Annotated in this window: 16 protein-coding genes; 4 read left to right on the top strand and 12 right to left on the bottom strand. The window is 71.5% G+C overall.

Going from position 1 to position 19,337, the window contains the following annotated elements:
* Nucleotides 1-46 precede the first annotated feature (46 nt).
* From rhaI to ACFQ53_RS07050, 3 genes are all read right to left on the bottom strand, one after another.
* Nucleotides 47-1,225, bottom strand: a complete 1,179-nt coding sequence (gene rhaI / locus ACFQ53_RS07060; protein ID WP_377857332.1) for an L-rhamnose isomerase — start codon at nt 1,223-1,225, stop codon at nt 47-49.
* Between the two features lie 101 nt (nt 1,226-1,326).
* On the bottom strand, nt 1,327-2,667 hold the full coding sequence (locus ACFQ53_RS07055; RefSeq protein WP_377857329.1) for an MFS transporter: 1,341 nt from the start codon (nt 2,665-2,667) through the stop codon (nt 1,327-1,329).
* A gap of 43 nt (nt 2,668-2,710) precedes the next feature.
* The gene (locus ACFQ53_RS07050; protein WP_377857327.1) at nt 2,711-4,051 is read right to left on the bottom strand and encodes an MFS transporter; all 1,341 of its coding nucleotides are present in this window, start codon (nt 4,049-4,051) and stop codon (nt 2,711-2,713) included.
* A gap of 218 nt (nt 4,052-4,269) precedes the next feature.
* On the opposite strand from ACFQ53_RS07050, the gene ACFQ53_RS07045 reads away from it, so the two are divergent.
* Nucleotides 4,270-5,199 (top strand): dienelactone hydrolase family protein, encoded by a 930-nt coding sequence (locus ACFQ53_RS07045; protein ID WP_377857324.1) that lies wholly within the window; start codon nt 4,270-4,272, stop codon nt 5,197-5,199.
* A gap of 213 nt (nt 5,200-5,412) precedes the next feature.
* Nucleotides 5,413-6,375: an alpha/beta hydrolase gene (locus ACFQ53_RS07040; RefSeq protein WP_377857321.1), complete on the top strand. Its 963-nt coding sequence runs from the start codon at nt 5,413-5,415 to the stop codon at nt 6,373-6,375.
* A gap of 44 nt (nt 6,376-6,419) precedes the next feature.
* On the opposite strand, the gene ACFQ53_RS07035 is transcribed toward ACFQ53_RS07040, so the two are convergent.
* The 4 genes from ACFQ53_RS07035 to ACFQ53_RS07020 are packed head-to-tail and all read right to left on the bottom strand — an operon-like array spanning nt 6,420 to nt 10,248.
* Nucleotides 6,420-7,055 carry a hypothetical protein gene (locus ACFQ53_RS07035; protein ID WP_377857319.1) on the bottom strand — a complete coding sequence of 212 codons (636 nt, stop codon included), beginning with the start codon at nt 7,053-7,055 and terminating at the stop codon, nt 6,420-6,422.
* On the bottom strand, nt 7,052-7,987 hold the full coding sequence (locus ACFQ53_RS07030) for a carbohydrate ABC transporter permease (protein ID WP_377857316.1): 936 nt from the start codon (nt 7,985-7,987) through the stop codon (nt 7,052-7,054). Before ACFQ53_RS07030 ends, ACFQ53_RS07035 begins: the two co-directional genes overlap by 4 nt.
* On the bottom strand, nt 7,977-8,933 hold the full coding sequence (locus tag ACFQ53_RS07025; protein ID WP_377857313.1) for a carbohydrate ABC transporter permease: 957 nt from the start codon (nt 8,931-8,933) through the stop codon (nt 7,977-7,979). Before ACFQ53_RS07025 ends, ACFQ53_RS07030 begins: the two co-directional genes overlap by 11 nt.
* A 10-nt stretch (nt 8,934-8,943) precedes the next feature.
* Entirely contained in the window at nt 8,944-10,248 is a 1,305-nt protein-coding gene (locus ACFQ53_RS07020) for an extracellular solute-binding protein (protein WP_377857310.1), read from the bottom strand.
* A gap of 289 nt (nt 10,249-10,537) precedes the next feature.
* On the opposite strand from ACFQ53_RS07020, the gene ACFQ53_RS07015 reads away from it, so the two are divergent.
* Entirely contained in the window at nt 10,538-11,389 is an 852-nt protein-coding gene (locus tag ACFQ53_RS07015; protein ID WP_377857307.1) for a sugar phosphate isomerase/epimerase family protein, read from the top strand.
* On the opposite strand, the gene ACFQ53_RS07010 is transcribed toward ACFQ53_RS07015, so the two are convergent.
* Nucleotides 11,301-12,728: an APC family permease gene (locus tag ACFQ53_RS07010; protein WP_377857304.1), complete on the bottom strand. Its 1,428-nt coding sequence runs from the start codon at nt 12,726-12,728 to the stop codon at nt 11,301-11,303. The two genes, ACFQ53_RS07015 and ACFQ53_RS07010, sit on opposite strands and share 89 nt — an antisense overlap.
* Before the next feature lie 169 nt (nt 12,729-12,897).
* Here ACFQ53_RS07010 and ACFQ53_RS07005 point away from each other — a divergent pair, with 169 nt between their 5' ends.
* Complete coding sequence (locus ACFQ53_RS07005) at nt 12,898-15,267, top strand: glycoside hydrolase family 3 C-terminal domain-containing protein (protein ID WP_377857301.1); 2,370 nt, start codon at nt 12,898-12,900, stop codon at nt 15,265-15,267.
* A 23-nt stretch (nt 15,268-15,290) separates the two neighbouring features.
* Here ACFQ53_RS07005 and ACFQ53_RS07000 read toward each other — a convergent pair whose 3' ends face one another.
* Genes ACFQ53_RS07000 through ACFQ53_RS06985 form a run of 4 tightly spaced genes read right to left on the bottom strand, consistent with a single transcriptional unit; the run spans nt 15,291 to nt 19,328 of the window.
* The gene (locus ACFQ53_RS07000) at nt 15,291-16,289 is read right to left on the bottom strand and encodes a hydroxyacid dehydrogenase (RefSeq protein ID WP_377857298.1); all 999 of its coding nucleotides are present in this window, start codon (nt 16,287-16,289) and stop codon (nt 15,291-15,293) included.
* Nucleotides 16,286-17,068, bottom strand: a complete 783-nt coding sequence (locus ACFQ53_RS06995) for a sugar phosphate isomerase/epimerase family protein (RefSeq protein WP_377857295.1) — start codon at nt 17,066-17,068, stop codon at nt 16,286-16,288. The genes ACFQ53_RS07000 and ACFQ53_RS06995 overlap by 4 nt, the downstream gene beginning before the upstream one ends.
* Nucleotides 17,065-18,156, bottom strand: a complete 1,092-nt coding sequence (locus ACFQ53_RS06990) for a Sir2 family NAD-dependent protein deacetylase (RefSeq protein ID WP_377857292.1) — start codon at nt 18,154-18,156, stop codon at nt 17,065-17,067. Before ACFQ53_RS06990 ends, ACFQ53_RS06995 begins: the two co-directional genes overlap by 4 nt.
* Complete coding sequence (locus ACFQ53_RS06985) at nt 18,153-19,328, bottom strand: hypothetical protein (RefSeq protein WP_377857289.1); 1,176 nt, start codon at nt 19,326-19,328, stop codon at nt 18,153-18,155. Before ACFQ53_RS06985 ends, ACFQ53_RS06990 begins: the two co-directional genes overlap by 4 nt.
* Nucleotides 19,329-19,337 lie beyond the last annotated feature (9 nt).

The following is a 19,337-nucleotide window of genomic DNA, read 5'->3' as shown; positions in this document are numbered from 1 at the left end:
GTCGAGGATGCGGAGGGGAGACGCGGTGCGGCCGACGGGTGAGGGCTCAGGCGCCCCAGCCCATCTGGTCGCCGCCCACGCGCTCGGCGGCGACCTTGTCCTCGTAGCCGCTGGCGCGGAACGCCGCGAAGGGGTCGGCGGGCAGGCCGCGCTCCTCGCGGAACGTCGCGAGCGCCGGGCGGACGTCGGTCCAGAAGGCGTCCATGAGGATGCCGTTCGCCTCGAGCACGTCGTTGCGGCGCTGGGCGTCGGCGAGGGCCTCTCGGTCCACGAGCAGCGCCTTGGCCAGGGCCTCCTGCACGTTCATCACGGAGCGGATCTGGCCCTGGATCTTCGACTCCAGGTTGTGGCACTGGTCGAGCATGAAGTTCACGCCCGACTCCGGCCGGTGGGCGTCCTGCTGGACGATCTCGAAGAGGATGCGCACCAGCTGGAACGGGTCGGCGGCGCCCACGATGAGGTCGTCGTCCGCGTAGTTGCGGGAGTTGAAGTCGAAGGCGCCCAGGCGCTGCTGGCGCAGCAGCTGGGCCACGATGAACTCGATGTTGGTGCCGGGCGCATGATGGCCGGTGTCGAGCACCACCATTGCCTTCTCGCCGAGGGCGAGGCAGTGCAGCAGGCTCGTGCCCCAGTCCGGGACGTCCGTGTGGTAGAACGCCGGCTCGAAGAACTTGTACTCGAGCACGAGGCGCTCGTCGTCCGCGAGGCCCCCGTAGACCTCCTGCAGGGACTCGGCGAGGCGGTCCTGGCGCTCCCGGATCGAGTCCTGGCCGGCGTAGTTCGTGCCGTCGGCCAGCCAGATCTTCAGCTCCTTCGAGCCCGTCGCCCGCATGACGTCGATGCACTCGAGGTGGTGGTCGATCGCCTGGCGGCGCACGGTCTTGTCGCCGTGGGTGAGGGAGCCGAACTTATAGGTGTCGTCCTGGAAGGTGTTGGAGTTGATCATGCCGACGGTGACGCCCTGTTCGCGGGCGTAGTCGGCCAGTGCCCCGAAGTCCTCGACCCGGTCCCACGGGTAGTGCAGCGAGACCCGCGGGGCGGCGCCGGTGAAGGCGTGCGTCTGGGCGGCATCTGCGATCTTCTCGTACGGGTCGCGCGGGGTGCCGGGCGTCGTGAACACCTTGAAGCGGGTGCCGGAGTTCCCGTAGCCCCAGCTGGGCACCTCGATCGAGAAGTCGGCGAGGTCGCGGGCGATCGGGTCGGGGAGGGCGGTCAGCTGCGGCATGGGGTGGTCTCCTTCGCGGGTGGGGTGGTCGGGCGGGGTGGACTGGTGGATCGAGTGGGTGGATCGAGATCGGGGATCGGGACGACGGGGAGGAGAGGCGATCAGGGCGGTCCGGAACTGCGACCGGCCGGAGCGTCGGCGCGGAGACCCTGCTCCATCAGCTCCTCCTGCGCCTCGCCGAGGTCCTTCGCCTCGACGTCGAAGAGGTTCGCGCGGCGGGATCGGAACACGAGATGGCCCACGACCACGCCGATCAGCACCACCACGGCGATCCCCGCGTAGAAGGCGCGAGGATTCGCGTACAGCAGGGACGGGGTGAGGATGCCGGCGACGGCCGCGATCACGCGGGCCACGGCGATCGTGGTGCCCTGCGCGCTCGAGCGCATGAGCGTCGGGAAGGACTCCTGGGACCAGACCTTCATGATGGCCTCGAAGGCGAAGCCGCCGCCGAATCCGTTGACGATCTGCATGATGATCCAGACCGGCAGGGAGAAGCCCAGCACGGCGGGCAGCAGGTAGGAGACCACCAGCGCCACGGCGCCCACGAGGAACCAGGTCATGCGGTGCGGCGTGTCCACGATCCGCATGAACAGGAACGCCCAGAGGAAGCCGGCGGGGAACAGCACCAGGCTGATCAGGGAGTTCAACTGCACCGAGACGCCGACGACGTTCACCGCGATCCAGGTCCCGAACTGCCCGCCCGTGTTCGCGCCGATGTTGGTGAGCGAGTAGAACACCAGGATCGCGGCGAAGGGCACGAGATAGAGGCGCTCGGTCAGCAGGTCCCTCAGGCCGGTGCGCCGGGCGCGGACGGTGTCCGCCCCGGCGAGGCGCTCGGCGTGGGCGTCCTGCCACGAGCGGGACTCCGGGATCGTCAGCCGCAGCGCGAGGACCACGAGCGCGATCACGCCGATCATGGCGAACATGATCTGCCCGCCCAGGTGCCCCATTCCTCCCACCACCGCGGAGGTGGCCGTCGTCCCCAGGATGCCCGCGGTCCACAGGACCTGGGAGAAGCCGAGCAGCTTCCCGCGGTTCGCGTCGGTCGCGGCCTCGGAGATCGTGGCGAGCGAGACGGGCAGGTCGGCGCCGGTGCCGAGTCCCACGAGCACCGTGCCCAGAAGCAGACTGGTGAAGGTGCCCGCGAGGACGAGGAGCACGGCCCCGAGGACCACCATCGCCATCGTCGCGATGAAGACGTGCCGTCGGCCGAGCCGGTCGCCCAGTCGGCCGCCCGTGATCGCGCCGATCGCGATGCAGAAGGTGAGCAGCCCGGAGAGGATCCCCACCTGGCCGTTCGTCAGACCGATCGCCTGCTGGTAGATCACCAGGGCGATCCCGGAGCTCACGATCGCGGCGGCATCGATGTAGGAGGCCATGCCGCAGACGATCGCGACATGCCACGGACGGGGAGCGCGCGCGGGCGCGGCGTCGACGGTCATGGCCGGGCTCCTCGGGTCGGACGGGGGTCGTTGTGGAGCATCGTCAGCGCCCCTCGTCGTCGGCCCGGGGACGTCCCGCCTCGGCGTCGAGCAGCCCGGCCGAGACGACCTCGCCGTAGCGCTCGATCTCGATCTCGCGCAGCTCCTTGCCCTGGGTGCGCGGGGCGAAGATCGTGCCGATCAGCGTCGAGGCGAGCAGGAAGGCGATGAGGATCAGGCCGTCGATGAGCAGGCCGTTCGCGCCCATCAGGATCACGGGGAAGACCAGGGAGATGATCCCCGAGGCGAGCCGGACGGTGAAGAAGACCAGCCCCTGGGCCCCGGCCCGGTACGGGGTCGCGAACAGCTCGGGGGACCACACCGAGTAGAACGCCTGGGCCGACGGGCCGGAGGAGAGCCCCCACAGGATCGCGTAGCCGAAGGCCGTGGACGCCGCGGTGGACGGACCGAAGACGAGGACGACCCACGAGACCACGGCCATCGCGCCGCCGACGAGGAAGAACCAGCGGTAGGACACCTTGTCGACGAACACCATGAACACGATCGTGCCGATGATGACGAACGCCCAGGTGAGCATCGAGAAGAGGTCCGAGGCGAGCGTCCCGAAGCCCATCGAGGAGAGGATCGTGGGCAGGAAGATCCCGTTCTGGCTCGCCGCCTGGTTCCAGAAGGTGTAGATCGCCACCAGGAACAGCAGGGCCGTGATGTTGGCCTTGCGGCTGAACAGGCCGCGCAGGGAGGTCCAGATCGACGGGGCCTTGGCCTGCTGTCCGCCCTTGGACTTCTGCCACGCCTCGGATTCGTAGAGGCCCTGCCGGATGTACCAGGTGACCAGGGCGATCACCACGAGGTGCGCGAAGATGATCCGGCTGCCCACAAGTCCCAGGGGCGAGAGCAGGGCGGCGAGGCCGAAGCCGATGAACGGGCCGACGGACCATGCCAGCTGGGTGGCGCCGATGTGGCGCCCGCGCTGATGCGTCGGCGCGGACTCCGCGATGTACGTCCAGCCGGCCGGCACCGAAGCGCCTACCGCGAGACCGATGACGATGAAGCCGACGAAGAGCATCGGCAGGTTCATCGCGAAGGTCGCGATCAGCCCGCCGAGAGCGTAGAGCAGGAGGTCGTAGGTGTAGATGAACTTGCGGCCGTACTTGTCGCACAGCGGGCCGCCGATCAGTGCGCCGACGGCGGCGCCGAAGGCGTTCGAGCTGAAGGCGGCGAGCAGGCCCGCGATCCTGCCGGAGTCGTCGGGGAAGTATGCGGCTCCCCAGAAACCCAGCGACGTGGCGATCGCGATGATCGACCCCGAATCGATGTAGTTGGACATCGAGACGGCCGCGGTCGCCTTCCAGCCGGTGAGCGGCTTGTGTCGGCCGATGGGCATGAGCGCTGACTCCTTCGTCGTGCTGCGGGGCCGGTCGTGGGGTGCGGTCCGCGGCGCGATCTCCGTGCTGCGGGCGGGGCCATGGCGGGCCGGCGATGCACACCGTAGATCTGAAACGATTCATTCGTCAAGCGGGTGCGGCCGGTCCGCACGCTTCGGCCCCGCGGCGGCCCCGCGGCTGCCCCACGGCGGGCCGACGGCGGGAAGATGGGGCGGTGATGACGCAGACGACGCAGGCACCGCCCTCGGATCCGGACGAGGCCGCGCGCGCCCATCTCCGCGCCCTGCTCGACTGCGATCGCCCGGGCGCGCTCGCCCCCGCGGCTGGCCTGGTCCCCGGCGATCCGACGGCCGTGCAGGTGGCGCCCGAGGGGCGGGGCGCGTTCCCCGCGCTCCTGCTGCGCCCCGAGCGCGAGCGCGCGAGCGGAGCGGCGGTCGTGCTCGTCCCCGGGCACGGGGAGGGGATGCGCGCGCTCGTCGGCGACGGCGACGGCTACCACGGGGCGATCGCCCGGCGCCTCGTCGACCAGGGCGTCACGGTGCTCATTCCGGAGATGATCTCCTTCGGGGAGCGGCGCACGCTGCCCGCGCCGGGCACCGCGCCGTACGGCCCTGCCGAGAGCAGCTGCGCGGTCGACGCCGCCCGGCATCTCCTGCACGGCAGTCCCGTGCTCGGTGCGCGGGTCGCGGACGCCTCTGCCGCGGTCTCGGCCCTGCGGGCGCAGCCCGGCGTCGACCCGGACCGGGTCGGGGTCGTCGGCGGCTCCGGCGGGGGCGCCGTCGCGCTGCTCCTCGCGGCGCTCGACCTCCGCATCCCCGCGGCCCTGGTCGCGAACTTCTTCTCATCCTTCGCCTCGAGCATCGCCGCGATCCCGCACTGCCCCTGCAATGTCGTGCCGGGCCTGCTGCCCGCCTTCGAGATGGCGGAGATCGCCGCGCTCGTCGCGCCGCGGGCCCTGGTCCTCGAAGCAAGGGAGGCGGACCCGCTGTTCCCGATCGCCGCCGCCCGGGCCTCGTTCGCGCGGCTCGAGCAGCACCGGGAGCGATCCCGCGACGCCGGCAGCGGAGCTCGGCTTGTCATCACCGATGCAGGTCATCGCCTCGTGGGGAAGGAGTCCGTCGACCTCCTCCTGGCCGCGCTGGGCTGATCCCCGCAGCGTCCGCAGCCTCGCCGCCGCCCCCGTACGGAGTCCTCGATGTGAAAGGATCGAAGCTCCTCCAGGGTTCGCAGCGGTGCCCGTCCGTCGGCCTGCGCGAGCGCTTCCTCCCGACCGATCGGAGCACTGATGCCCGCCGACCTACCGTCCGAGACCCCCTCCCCGGCGTCCACCCAGCCTCCTCACGGAGAGATGGCGCGGCGCATGCGCGACCTCGGCGACGCGGCCGGCTGGGAGGAGGTGGACGAGGAGGTCCGCACCGCCTGGGACGCTCCCTACGGCGAGGCGGAGGAATGGGCGGTCGGGACGCTCGATCGTGAGGTCCCGGGACCGCACGGTCCCGTGCCTGTGCGCGTCTATACCCCGCAGGGGCCGTCGTTCTCGGCGCGCCCGCTGCTGGTGTGGTGCCACGGCGGCGCCTTCATGCACGGCGACCTCGAGATGCCCGAGGCCGACCAGGTCGCGCGCGGCGTCGCCGGCAGGGCCGACGCCGTCGTGGTGTCCGTCGATTACCGCCTGTGCGACGAACCCCCGGAGCTGGGCGGGAACCCCGCCCGCAGCGTCGGCGGATCACGCGGCGGGGTGCACGCCCCCGTGCCCGGCGACGACGTGTGCGCCGTGGTGCACTGGGCCCGCGAGAGCGCCGACGAGCTCGGCGCCGACCCGCTGAGGATCGCCCTGGGTGGTGCGAGCGCGGGCGGCAACCTCGCGGCCGCCGCGTCCCTGCGCCTCACCGAGGAGGGCATCCCGCTCGCCGCGTCCCTGCTCATGTACCCCGTGGCCCACGCCTCGCTCCCGGAGCCCACGGCCGAGGAGGAGGCGGCGCTCGCCGTCACCCCGCCCGTGCTGCGCTTCCCGCCGGAGACGATGCAGATCATGCGCTCCGCGTATGTGGGCGGGGACCCCGAGCAGGCCGGTGCCACCGTGTTCCCCGCCTTCGCCTCCGCCGAGCGCCTCGCGGCCCTGCCCCGCACGTACATCGAGTCCGATGAGTTCGACGACCTGCGGGTCAGCTCCCGCGCCTACGCCGACCAGCTCGCGCAGGCCGACGTCGACGTCGAGCACGTGGTGCGCCGCGGCGTCTGCCACGGGCATCTGAACCGCGTGGGCCTGCGCGAGGCGGGCGAGTCGATGGACCGGATGGCCCAGATCATGCGGGAGCTGTGAGCGTGTCCGGGCGTGCCTGAACCGGACTGGATCCCGAGAACTTCTCATCCTCTGACGCGAGGACGTGCAGATGATCGCGGTTCTCGGGACTCCGCACCCCATGCTCCCCACAGGGCCCCGACGACCATAGGCGGGACCGAGAAGCCGCACGCGATCGTGAGCGGCGCCAGCAGCCAGAGCGGTGACAGGGCAATGATCGCCGCGGGGGCCAGCGTCGCGCGCAGGGGACGAGAGACGCACAGTCCCATGGCCTCGCGCGCGACCTCGAACCAGCTCGCCGTGCTGGCCTCGGCCGCCACCTGGACGTAGGCGGAGATCCACGCGATCGTCGCCCAGGCGGGCGGGATCAGGACCCCCATCACGAACACCCGGGATGGGCTGGGAAGGGAAGCGACGAACAGCGCGTCGAAGCCGATCGCGAGGATCACCAGCACGGCGAGCACCGACGTCGGGGCGTCCCGCCGCAGCGTGCCGAGAGCACGGGAGAGCGTCGAGCGGAAGGCGGCGTCGGGGTGCTCGCGCAGGCGGCTCGTCGTGTGCGTCGCCGCCGCGAGCGCCGGCACCAGGCCGATCACGGTGAGCGCACCGAGCACCGCCGCCCAGTTCGTCGCGATCAGCGCGCCGGGGACCACGAAGAACCGCAGCAGTCCCCGGGCCTCGCCCGCCGGTGCCGACGTCACTTGATCCCCGACGAGGCGAAGCCCTGCACGAAGTACCTCTGGAAGATCAGGAACAGCACGATCATCGGCACCGCCGCGAGCGTCGTCCCCGCCATCAGCAGGTGCCAGTCCGTCGAGGCCTCTTGCCGGAAGGAGGCGATCCCGACCTGGATGACCCGCAGGCTGTCGGAGGTCGTCACCAGCAGCGGCCACAGGAAGTTGTTCCAGCCCGCCTCGAAGCTCAGTAGCGCGACCGTCAGGAGACCCGGGCGGATCAGCGGGGTGATGATCCGCGTGTAGATCCCGAACTCGCTCACCCCGTCGAGCCGTGCGGCCTCGATGAGCTCCGAGGGCGTGGACACGTAGAACTGGCGGAAGAGGAACACCATGAACGGGGAGACGGCCCCGGGGACGATGAGCGCCCACCAGGTGTCGATCCAACCCGTCCCGCCCACGCCCATGAGGGTGTTCCCGCCGAACAGCGGCATGTGCCGCACCATGAGGAAGACCGGGATCACCGTCGCGTAGAACGGGATCATGATGCACGCGACCATCCAGCCGAACACGGCCGGCGCGAGACGGAACCTCAGCTTGGCCAGGGCGTACCCGCAAGCGGACGCGAAGACCACGTTGAGCGCCGCGGCCGCGGTCGCGAGGATCAGGCTGTTGCGCGCATAGGTCGCGAACGGCGCCCGGCCCAGGGCCTCGCTGTAGTTCTCGAGCCGCAGATCCTTCGGGATCAGCGGCATCGGCACCTGGGCGAGCTCCGTGGGATCGCGGATCGAGGAGACCGCCATCCACAGGAACGGCGCGGCCATGACCACCGAGGCGACGATGAGGAACGCCAGGACCAGCGCGTTCGAGGTGCGTTTGCGGCGTCGCAGGCTGTGGTCCCGTGCGCGCGTCGCGGACGGGGCGGTGCCGGTGATGCTCGGGGCGTGGTCAGTCGTCATCGGTGCCTCCGACGATGCGGCGGGACAGGAACGCGAGCACCACCAGGATCAGCAGCAGGATCACCGACTGGGCGTTGGCGAGCCCCACGCGGAACTCCTGGAACGCCGTCTGGTAGATGCGGTAGGTGACCACGGAGGTCGAGTTCGCGGGACCGCCCTCGGTGAGGATGTAGATGAGGTCGAAGGTCTGGAAGTTCGAGATCAGCGAGGTGACCAGGATGAAGAAGGTCGCCGGCTTGAGCATCGGCACGGTGATGCGGAAGAACTTCTGCACGAAGTTCGCGCCGTCCAGGTCCGCCGCCTCGTACATCTGCGTATCGACGCCCTGCAGCGCCGCCAGGTAGATGAGCATCTTCAGCCCGATGCCCTGCCAGATCGTCACCAGGATCACGCTGCCCAGCGCCAGGTCGGGATTGGTGAGGAAGGGCAGCGGCTTGATCCCCACGAGCCCCAGCACCACGTTCATCAGGCCGCTCTGCGACGGGCTGTAGATCCACAGCCAGATCATCGCGACGGCGACGGTGGCGGTGATGTGGGGCAGGAAGATCATCACCCGGAACACGCCGCGGCCCGGCAGGGCCCGGTTGAGCATCGTGGCGAACACGAGCGCGAGGAACATCGAGAGGGGGATCCCGACGGCGGCGATGATCACGTTGTGCAGCACGGAGAGCCAGAACAATCCGTCGGTGAAGATCGTCGCGTAGTTCTCGAGCCCGGAGAACTCCGGGGCGTGGATGATGTCGTACGCGGTGAAGCTGAGGACGATCGCGACGACGATCGGCGCCCCGATCCAGATCAGCGTGTGCAGCGTCGCCGGGGCCGCGAGCAGCAGGCCCCAGCGCTTCTCGGCGGTGCGCACGGAGCGTCGTCGCCGCGTCTCGGGAGCAGGGGGGTCTGCGGCGGGGGCCGTGCGGTCCGTGGACGCGGTGGGGGCGGTGGTCGTCATGGTCCGGTCCTCAGATCCTGCTGATCGCGCCGTCGCACAGCTTCTTCATGTCGGCCAGGGTCTGGTCGACCGTGGCCCTGCCGGTCAGGCAGGTCTCGACGATGCCGTCGAGATTTCCCCTGACCTCCATGTAGGCGGCGGAGCCGCCCTCGGTCGCCCCCGCGTAGGGGAGGTTGTCGAGGCCGAAGGTCATCAGCAGATTGCTGCGGATGCCGTCGGTCTCGGGGATGTCGGGCGTGGGCGGCACCTTGCCGGTCGCGGCGCTCGCCTTGCTGAGGATGTCGGGGTCGAGCATGTGCTTCATGAACGCGGCCGCGGCGTCCTTGTTCTTCGACAGGCTCGAGATCGAGATGAAGGTGCCGCCCTGGAACATCACCGGGTCGGCGTCGACGCCGCTGGGGAGCAGGAACGTCCCCACCGCGCCCTTCTCGCACAGGTCCGGGGTCATCGTCTGCCAGGTGGGCCAGTTCCCGGTCGAGACCAGCGACATGGCGGCCGTCTTCTGCTGGAACGGCGAGGGCTGCCCCTCCGCGGCCTGGATCGAGTAGTCGATCGCGCCGGTGTCCATGCAGTCGAGCATCCACTGCAGCGCGAGCCGTCCGGGCTCCTCGTGCAGTCGGGGCGCCATCCCGTCGTCGCTGAACATGGTGCCGCCGAAGGCGTAGAGGAGGAACACGAAGGCCTGCCGTGCGCTGCCGGCGCTGCCGGAGAGGAAGTCCAGGCCCACCACGCCGTCACCCGTGAGCTCCTCCGCCGCCTGGGCGAGCTCGTCGAGCGACTCGGGCGCCGAGTCGATGCCCCTCTTCTCGAGCAGCTCGGGATGGAAGCCGATGAAGCGCAGGTCCAGGGCCTGCGGAAGGGAGTAGTACCGGCCGTCGTAGCGGGTGGACACGAGCACGCTCTCGTCGTACCCGAGGCCCTCGATGAAGTCGGCGGGGATCTCGGCGAAGATGCCCTTCTCGGCGAAGGGCTGGGTCCAGCCGACCCCGGTCATGATGACGTCGGCGATGATGCCGCCGGCGATGCCGGTGGAGATCTTCTCGTTGAGCTTGTTCCAGTCGACCTGGTCGACGGAGACGTCGACGCCGGTCCGCTTCGTGAAGGGAGCGATGACGTCGTCGTCGAGCACAGCGCGGTCATCGCCCACGAAGTCCGGGGTGAGCAGGGCGATCGACCCGGAGAGGTCGGCGTCGGCGACGTCGATGTCGAGGGGCACGGAGGGATCCATCGCCCCGCCGGATCCGCAGGCAGCGCCGCCGACGGCGACGGCACCGGCGCCGGAGGCGGCGAGCAGGGTGCGGCGGGTGAGGGACATGAGGCTCCTCGCTGTGCGACGGTCGCGTCCTCGCGCCGTCCGGGCTGTCGTGCGGTCTGCTGGGCGGCATCGCGGTCGCCCGCTCCGGTGCGGGGTCGGCGCTCGATGCGTGCAAGTGCACTGATGTCGGACGAGTGTGAGGACGCTCACCTCGGCTGGAAAGCGGTTGCACAGTGTTGTCAGCGACGGATCGCCAGATCCTCCGAATGTCCCCGGGATGCTGGCCCTGCAGGGTTGAAACGTGTCAGGATCCCTTCATCCCGGCACGCACGATCGACGAGGAGTCCCCGTGCCCCACGGAGTCATCGCAGACATCTCCCAGCAGCCCGCGGCCCTGCGCGCCGGGGCCGACCACCTCGAGCCGACGGTCGTCGGCGGGCTCGTCGTCGAGGCCTCTCCCGGGGTCTGGCGCGCCGCGGAGGTCGCCCCCGTGGAGGCCATCGGCTCGTGCGCCGTGCTGGTGCCCTCGACCCTGCGGGTCTCCGATCCCTCGGTGCCGCTCGCAGCCGTCCGCGCGTACCTCGCCACGGCGCTCGACGCCGTCGCGGCGATCGCCCGCCCCGGCGCGAAGGTGGTGCTGGGCAGCGGCGCCGCCCGCACGATCGGGCCCGAGGTGCTGCGAGAGGAGGGCGAGGCCCGCTTCGCGGAGGTCCTCCGCCTCGCGTCGGAGCTCGCGGAGCAGCGGGACCTCGAGATCATCCTCGAGCCCCTCCGCCGGGAGGAGACCGACCTGATCCACACGATCGCCGAGGCCGCCCGCTTCCTCGACGCGCACGGTCTCGAGCACATGCGCGTCGTCGCCGACCTGTTCCACATCCAGCACGAGGGCGAGTCGCTGCGCGCGGTCGAGGCCCACGCCTCCCGGGTGGGGCACATCCACGTCGCCGACAGCGGCCGCACCCCGCCGGGGCGGGGCGACTGGCCGATCGCCGCGTTCCTCGAGGCCCTGCGCCGCGGTGGCTGCACGGCCGACGTGACGATCGAGTGCTCGTGGGACGACCTCTCCGAGGAGCTGCCGGCCGCGCTCGCCGTGGTGCGCGCGGCCGATCCCCTCAGTCCCGCTTCGCCTGCCGAAGGGTCCCCGCGAGGGGGCCGACCATCTCGTCGAACGCCCGCTCGGGGTCCGTCGGCCGCGGGGTGAGGGCGAACAGGACCGCGCCCAGCACCACCCAGGCGGCGAGGATCAGGTACTCCTGCGGCCATTGCAGGGACATCTCCACGCCCGGCACCGGCACCAGGGTGAAGACGATGACGAGCACGGCGCCGAGCGCGCCGACGGCCGGGAGGAACGCGGGCCGTGCCCGGTAGGTGCGCTCGAGCCCCGGGTAGACGCGCGGCAGCCGGTACTTCGCGAGCACCACGAGGAACCAGACGACGCCCAGGAACACGCCGCCGGCGTCGAGGAACCAGATGATCGCGCCCGGACCCAGCAGGCCGAGCGCCACGGTGACCACGAGGATGAACAGCAGCGCCCGCCGGGGCACGCCCGAGCGCTCGTCGACCTTCGCGAGGCCGTGGGGGAGCAGACGCGAGCGGGCGAGCGCGAGCACCACGCGGCTGGAGGCGACGAAGAGCCCCAGGAAGCTCGTGATCAGGCCCAGCACGGCGATGAGGAAGGCGCCGAGGCCCAGCAGCGGCAGCCCGGCTGCGGTGAAGGCGTCGATCGTCCCGAGGTCCATGCCGGCGACGTCCTCCCACGGGCCCACGTACGCCGTCGCGAGCAGCACCGCGGTGTAGAACACGGCGGCGCAGCCGACCGTGGCGACGACCGCCCGGCCCACGCGCCGCGGGGACAGGCTCGACTCCTCGGCGAGCACGGCCACCAGGGAGAAGCCGACCACGTAGGTGATGCCGGGGACCACCATCCGCAGGGTCGAGGCGACCGGCGGCTGCTCCGAGGTCCACATCGGCCACAGGTTCGCGGGGGACCCGACCACCAGGGCGCCGATGACGAGCGCCGCGCCGATCAGCAGCATCGCCCCGAACAGCACCACCTGGATCTGCGCGCCGAGCGAGACCCCGAACCAGTTGAGCCCGAAGATGACCAGGGTCAGGGCGAGACCGGCGGCGAGCACGGGCAGCGTCACGGGCGCGCCGCCCACCGAGTACAGGGGGATCGCGTCCATCGAAGGGACGTACTTCGCCAGCAGCGTCCCGAACGCGGTGACGTAGAAGGCGAGGGAGGAGATGTAGGCGCCGATGTGGAACCAGCCGGTCGCGAAGCCCGCCGAGCGTCCGAGCGAGGTGTACCCCCACACGACTTCGCCGCCCGCGCGGGGCACCGCGCTGGTCATCTCGCCGTAGGCGAGGGCCACGCAGGCGGCGAGGGCCGCGCCGATCAGCAGGCCGATGATCATGCCGCCCGCACCGAGGTCCGCGAAGAACGAGGAGGAGGTGTAGATCCAGCTGGAGCCGACGACCCCGGCGACGCCGAGGGCGATCAGCGAGGGCAGGCCGAGGGACTTCTTCAGTTCAGCCAAGGTGGCCTCCGGGGGAGTCGGGGACGGGGCGGGGACGACGAGTCCGGCCATGCTACGAGTGCTCAGGGTCCGACGAGCCCGCAGGACGTACTGTGCGATCACCACGATCCGCAGGAGCCGCGCGCAGCGCGCCGTCGGCCCGCGTCGTCCCGCCGCAGGAAGGACCGCCATGACCCAGAGCACCCCCTCCGACCCCCAGAACACGCCCTCCGGCCCCCAGAGCAACACCACCGATCGGTCTGCCGACCTGTCGGCCGATGTCTCCGCGCTCAGCCAGGAGGAGAAGATCGCCCTCACCGGCGGAGCCGACTTCTGGCACCTCCACGACGCCCCCTCCCTGGGCCTCGGGCAGATCCAGGTGAGCGACGGACCGCACGGACTGCGCCAGCAGTCCGGCGCGGCCGACAACCTCGGGCTCAACGACTCCGTCGAGGCCACCTGCTTCCCGCCCGCCGTCGGCCTCGCCTCGACCTGGAGCCGCTCGAGCGCGGCCGCCGTCGCCGGGGCGATCGCCGAGGAGGCCCTCGCCGGCGGCGTTTCCGTGGTGCTGGGCCCGGGCATGAACATCAAGCGCTCGCCGCTGTGCGGACGCAACTTCGAGTACTTCTCCGAGGACCCGCACCTGGCGGGCGAGCTCGCGACCGCCTTCGTGGACGGCATGCAGGAGCGCGGCGTCGGCACCTCGGTGAAGCACTTCGCGCTGAACAACCAGGAGACCGACCGCATGCGCGTGGACGTCGACGTGGACGAGCGCACCATGCACGAGATCTACCTGCGCGCCTTCCGCACGGTGGTCACGCGGGCGCAGCCGTGGACCGTCATGTGCTCCTACAACAGCGTGGACGGCACCCCGGTCGCCCGGAACCGCCGCCTGCTCACCGAGATCCTGCGCGAGCAGTGGGGGTTCGAGGGACTCGTGGTCTCCGACTGGGGAGCGGTCGAGGACCGGCCCGCCTCCGTGCAGGCGGGCCTCGACCTGCAGATGCCCGCCGACCCCTTCGGCGAGCAGGACCTGCGCGAGGCCGTCGCGCGCGGGGACGTGGACCAGGAGGCACTGGGACGCGCCGCCGGGAAGGCTGTCGCACTGCTGCGCCGCGGGCTCGCTGCGGCCGACCCCGACGCGGACTACGACGCCGCGGCGCACCATCGCATCGCCGTCGAGGCGGCCCGCCGCGCGCTCGTCCTCCTCGAGAACGACGGCACGCTGCCCCTCGCCGAGCCGGGGGACGGCGCAGGTGAGGGAACCGGCGCAGGTGCGGGGACCGGCGCGGGCGCCGCGTCCGACGCCGAGGGACTCGTGGTCATCGGCGACTTCGCGCAGACTCCGCGCTACCAGGGGGCCGGCTCCTCTCACGTGAACCCGACCCGGCTCACCGACGCGCTCGGCGCGATCCGGGCGATCGCGGGCGAGGAGGTGCCCTTCGCCCGCGGGTTCGTCCCGGGCACGGCCGACGGGGAGACGGACGCTGCACCGAGCTCCGAATCCCTGCGCGCCGAGGCCGTCGAGCTCGCCCGCGGCGCCCGCACCGCCGTGCTCTTCCTGGGGCTCGGGGAGGACGTCGAGTCCGAGGGCTTCGACCGCACCGACATCGAGCTGCCCGCAGTCCAGCTGCAGCTCCTCGAGGAGGTCCGCGAGGTCGCCGAGCGCGTGGCCGTGGTCCTCTCGAACGGCTCCGTCGTGCGCCTGCCCGAGGCGCTGCGCGGCGTCAACGCCCTGCTCGAGGGCTGGCTGCTGGGCCAGGGCGGCGGTGAGGCCACGGCCGACATCCTCTTCGGCCGCGCGAATCCCTCGGGCCGCCTCGCCGAGACGATCCCTCTGCGCCTCGAGGACACCCCCTCGTACCTGCATTTCCCGGGCGAGGACTCGCACGTGCGCTACGGCGAGGGCCTGTTCGTGGGCTACCGCGGCTTCGACGCCGTGGACGCGGAGGTCGCCTATCCCTTCGGCCACGGCCTCAGCTTCACGACCTTCACGCAGAGCGATCTGGCGGTGACCGCCTCGGCCGGGGGCGGCATCGAGGTCGAGGTGACGGTCGAGAACACCGGCGACCGCGCGGGCCGCGAGATCGTCCAGGCCTACGTCTCCGTGCCGGGCTCCCGCGTGACCCGCGCCCCGCGCGAGCTCAAGGGCTTCGCCGAGGTCGAGCTCGCGCCCGGCGAGTCCCGACGCGTGGGGATCTCGATCCCCGCCGAGGACCTGCAGTACTGGAGCCCCGCGGCCGATGAGTGGGTCGTCGAGGGAGGCACCTACCGCGTCGAGGTGGGGGCCTCGAGCCGGGATCTGCGCGCGTCGGCCGACGTCGAGATCACGGGCGACGAGCCCCGCCCGGTGATGACGATGACCTCGACGCCGCTCGAGATCCGTGCGCTTCCCGGCGGTGAGGAGGCGCTCGGCTCGCTGCTCGGCGACAGCGGCCTGTTCGCGGACCCCGAGATGCTGAAGATGGCCGAGCAGATCCCCGTCGGCCGCTTCACCGGCCTCGGCGGGTTCAGCCGCGAGCAGCTCCAGGAGATGCTCGACCGCGTGAACCAGGGCTGACCACGCTCAGCGGCTGAGCACGCTCACGCGCTGACGGCGAGCCGCTGCGGATCCACGGGGAATCGCGGCGGCTCGCCCGCAGCGAGGCGGCGCACCTCCTCGAGCGCGGACTCGCCCATGCGGCGCAGCTCGTTGCCCTGCGAACCGGCGATGTGCGGGGTGATCAGCACCGTCGGCACGTCCCACAGCGGGTCGTCGGCCGGGAGGTCGTCCTCGACATCGAGCACGGCGCTGATCCGCCCGCTGAGCAGCTCGGCGCGCAGCGCGTCGCGATCCACGAGGGCGGGCCGCGCCGTGTTCACGAACGTCGCGCCGTCGGGCATCGAGGCGAGAAGTCGCGCCGTGATCATGCCCTGGGTGGAGGGGACGTCCGGGGCGTGGAGGCTCACTACGTCGCTGCCCGCGAACAGTTCGTCGAGCTCGACCTTGCGACCGCCCAGCGCCGCGATCTCCTCGGCGCTCACGAAGGGGTCGCTGACGAGCACCTCGAGGTCGAAGCGGCGCAGGTGCTCGGCGACGAGGCGGCCGATGCGCGAGGCGCCGATGAGACCCACGACGGAGCGGAAGTTCCCCACGCGCTCACCCACCAGAGGCTCCCGGCGCTTGCCGCGCACCTCCCGGTGACGGGCCGACTGCGCCAGCGTGCGCTTGCCGGCCAGAAGGATCTGCGCGAGGGCGAACTCGGCGACGGGCACGGCGTTCGCCTCGGTCGCGGAGGTGACGACGATGTCTCCGCGCTCCCACACTCCCGGAGAGACGACGAAGCGGATGGTGCCGGCGGTGTGCACGATCGCGCGCAGCCGCGGCATGCGCGCGAGGGCCGCCGCGTCGACGAGCGGCGAGCCCCAGCCGGTGAGGAGCACGTCGACGGCGGAGAGCTCGGCATCGTCGAGGGCGGAGAGGTCGGGTGCGGTGCGCTCGACGTCGACATCGACATCCGCGAGCGCAGCGAGGCGCTCCAGCTGGTCGTGGTCGAACATGCGGTGCTGCAGCCCATCGGGCATCGCGAGCAGGACTTTCATGGGGTGCTCGCCCGTCCCTCCTCGATCAGCTCGCGGAGCGTCGCCGCCTCGCGGTCGAGCACCGCGGGGTCATCGTCCGGGACGAACTCGAGCAGGGCGTCGCGGTCGGAGCCCTCGTCCTCGAGGATCGAGAATGCCGCGCGCCACAGGTCCGCGCGCTCCGCGAGCGGCAGTCGCGTGGCGCCGGGCCACCACGAGAACACGTGGATGGTCGACGTGCGCGGCAGCGCGGTGCGCAGCGTCTGCAGGGCGTCGTCGTCGGGCATGTCCTGGTGCGGCTGCCAGTACGTGCGCACGTTCTCCGCGGCGACCTCGTCGAGCAGGCGCATGGTCGACCCGATCTCGTCGGTGAGCGTCCCTCCGTGGAACTCGAGGCCGAGGTCGATACCGTGCTCGCCCGCACGCATCGCGAACTCGCGGATGCGCCGGGCGGTCAGGGCACGCTGCGAGGTCGAGGTCTGACGGGAGCCCGCGCCGCCCGCCCACACGCGGATCCGTGGTGCACGCAGGGCGCGGGCGGAGGCGAGCACCGCGTCCGCGCTCTCGAGATGAGCGGCCTCGTCGCCGTCGAATCGAAGGTAGGAGCCGTAGGACGCGACGGAGAGCCCCGCCTGCTCGGTGACGAGCCGGACCCGCTCGGCGCTCTCCGTGTCCCCGGGCGGGACGTGCACGTCTCCGCCCCATTCGATGCAGGCGAGGCCGGCGTGCGCGGCGCGATCGGCGACCTCATGCGGCGAGAGACCGCGAAAGGTGATGGAGCAGAGGCCGGGACGGATCATGGATCGAGTCTCCTCGCGTGTCGGTGGTGGTTCGGCATCCCGAGCTCCAGAGCCCAGGCGCCCAGCACGTCGGCGACGCGGCCGTGGACGCGGACGGTCGCGCGGTCGTCGGCCCGGGTCGGGCCGTCGTTGACGATCACCACGGGCTTGCCGTCGGCGAGGGCTTGGCGGGCGAATCGCAGGCCGGACATGACGGTGAGGCTCGAGCCGAGCACGAGCAGGGCGCGCGAGCGCTCGAGCAGCGCGAAGGCGTCGGCGACCATCTCGCGCCGTGCGCTCTCCCCGAAGAACACCACGTCGGGCTTGAGCATCCCGCCGCACAGTGAGCACGGCGGGTAGCGGAAGCGGCTCGTGCGATCCACCTCGGCGTCGCCGTCGGGTGCCTGGGCGGCGTCCCGGGCGAGGTCCTCGAGGCGTGCGGCGATGTCGGGGTTCATCCCCAGCAGGCGCGAGTGCAGGGAGTCGCGGGAGATGGTCCTGTCACAGTCCAGGCAGCGCACCACGTCGAGGCGTCCGTGCAGGTCGACGACCGGATCCGACCCCGCCTCCTCGTGCAGCCGGTCGACGTTCTGGGTGATCACGCCCGTGATCTCGAGCGGAGCGGCGAGCGCGGCGAGCAGGCGGTGCCCGCGGTTCGGCCGGGCGGTGCCGAACTGCGTCCAGCCGACGGTCGAGCGCGCCCAGTACCGGCGCCGCGACAGATCGGAGCGGACGAACTCCTGGTAGGTCATCGGGGTGCGCGGCACCGCGCGCGGCCCGCGATAGTCGGGAAGCCCCGACTCCGTGGACAGCCCGGCCCCGGTCAGCACGGTGACCGGACCGCCCCGCAGCACGTCGAGGGCTGCGAGCACCTGCTCGGGAGTGCTCAGCCGGCCGTAGAGCGAGGGGTCCGAGGGGCCCCAGGGATGGTCGCGGGCGTGGGTGCGGGGTGCGTTCGGCGAGGGAGCGTGCGGGCCGACGGGCGCCTCGACGCTCGCGGTCTGCGCGCCCGTCGAGAACCAGCGGCCGACGTCCGCGGCGGGGCCGGCGCGGCCTGCAGAACCCGGGTCGGGAGATCCTGTGTATGTCGGATCGAGGCGGCCGGTCATCCTCGTGCACCTCGATCGCGCGTCCATGAGAGATCACCGGGCGCGCCGTCGACATCGATCCGATGCCAGGCCTCGGGCGCACCCGCGGGGCGCGGCGCCTCGTGCAACCAGTACGTCGTGTCCGGGTGCCAGCCGGCGACGATGGACAGCGCAGTGCGGGGAGCATCGCCCCTGCTCCGAAGCGGGGGAGGCGCCTCGATGCCGCGAACCTCGAGCGGTCGTCCTGCGAGATCAAGATAGGCACCGAGGCTCAGATGGACGCCGTCCGCCGTGCGCGCGACCGATGCCCAGTCCGGCATCACCCACGGGCCGTCGGCGCCCGTGCACGCGTGCCAGTTCCCGCGTCGACCCTGCATGGGTTCTACGGGATGCTCGCGGCAGAGGTGGGTCCACTCCTGCTCCGAACGGATCTCCATGACCTTTCGCCCGCGTGTGTCTTCGAGGGGCTGCGCATGGGCGCGGTCGTATCCGAAGTCGTCCTCGACGAGCCACAGGTGGATCGGGACCCCGTCGGCGAACACGCCTGCAGTGCCCTCGATGCGGAAATGCGGGGTGGTCCACCAGGTGCTGGTGCCGCCGGAGCGGACATCTGCACGCCACTCCTCGCGCTGCCCCAGCAGGTCGCGCAACGCATTGGCCTCGTAGCCGAGGCCGTCATGCATCGTGGTGGGCTCCTCCTCGTCCCACGTGATCCGCTGCTGATGATCCGTGGCTATGCCCGAGAACCAGGAGTGTACGAGTGGGGAGCGCGAAAGGTGCTCCGCGACCCTCTCGAGGGCGCGGCTCACCGGGGGCGTCGAGGCGAGCACGTCCTCACCGGCCATTCCCTGCCAGTAGCGCGCGGTCGTCACCGCATCGGCGACGCACAAGCGGAGCACGTCCTCGAGGGGATCGAGCAGGGGGAGGGCCTCGATGAGGGCGGCGATCTCCTCGAGGGAGGGCTCGGGCGGCAGGGGCGCCAGCGTGGAGCGGAGGAACGGGAGCCTGCGGACGTACGCGTGGGGGACGCTGTCCTCACGCCGCATGGCCGCGTTGTACACAAGTTTGTCGAGCCGACCGATCTTACGGGGGTGGGGCTGCGCCGCACGCTCGCTGCGCAGCGCGAACTCGAGCAGCGTCCGCAGTCCTCGCGGGCCGCGGGTGAGCGCGGTGGCGACCTCGGCGTCGGTCATGGATGCCAC

Source organism: Brachybacterium sp. NPDC056505 (assembly GCF_042794925.1).
GTDB classification, from domain to species: domain Bacteria; phylum Actinomycetota; class Actinomycetes; order Actinomycetales; family Dermabacteraceae; genus Brachybacterium; species Brachybacterium kimchii.
The sequence above is the reverse complement of the archived record's forward strand: the minus strand, read 5'-3'. Positions and strand labels throughout refer to the sequence as shown.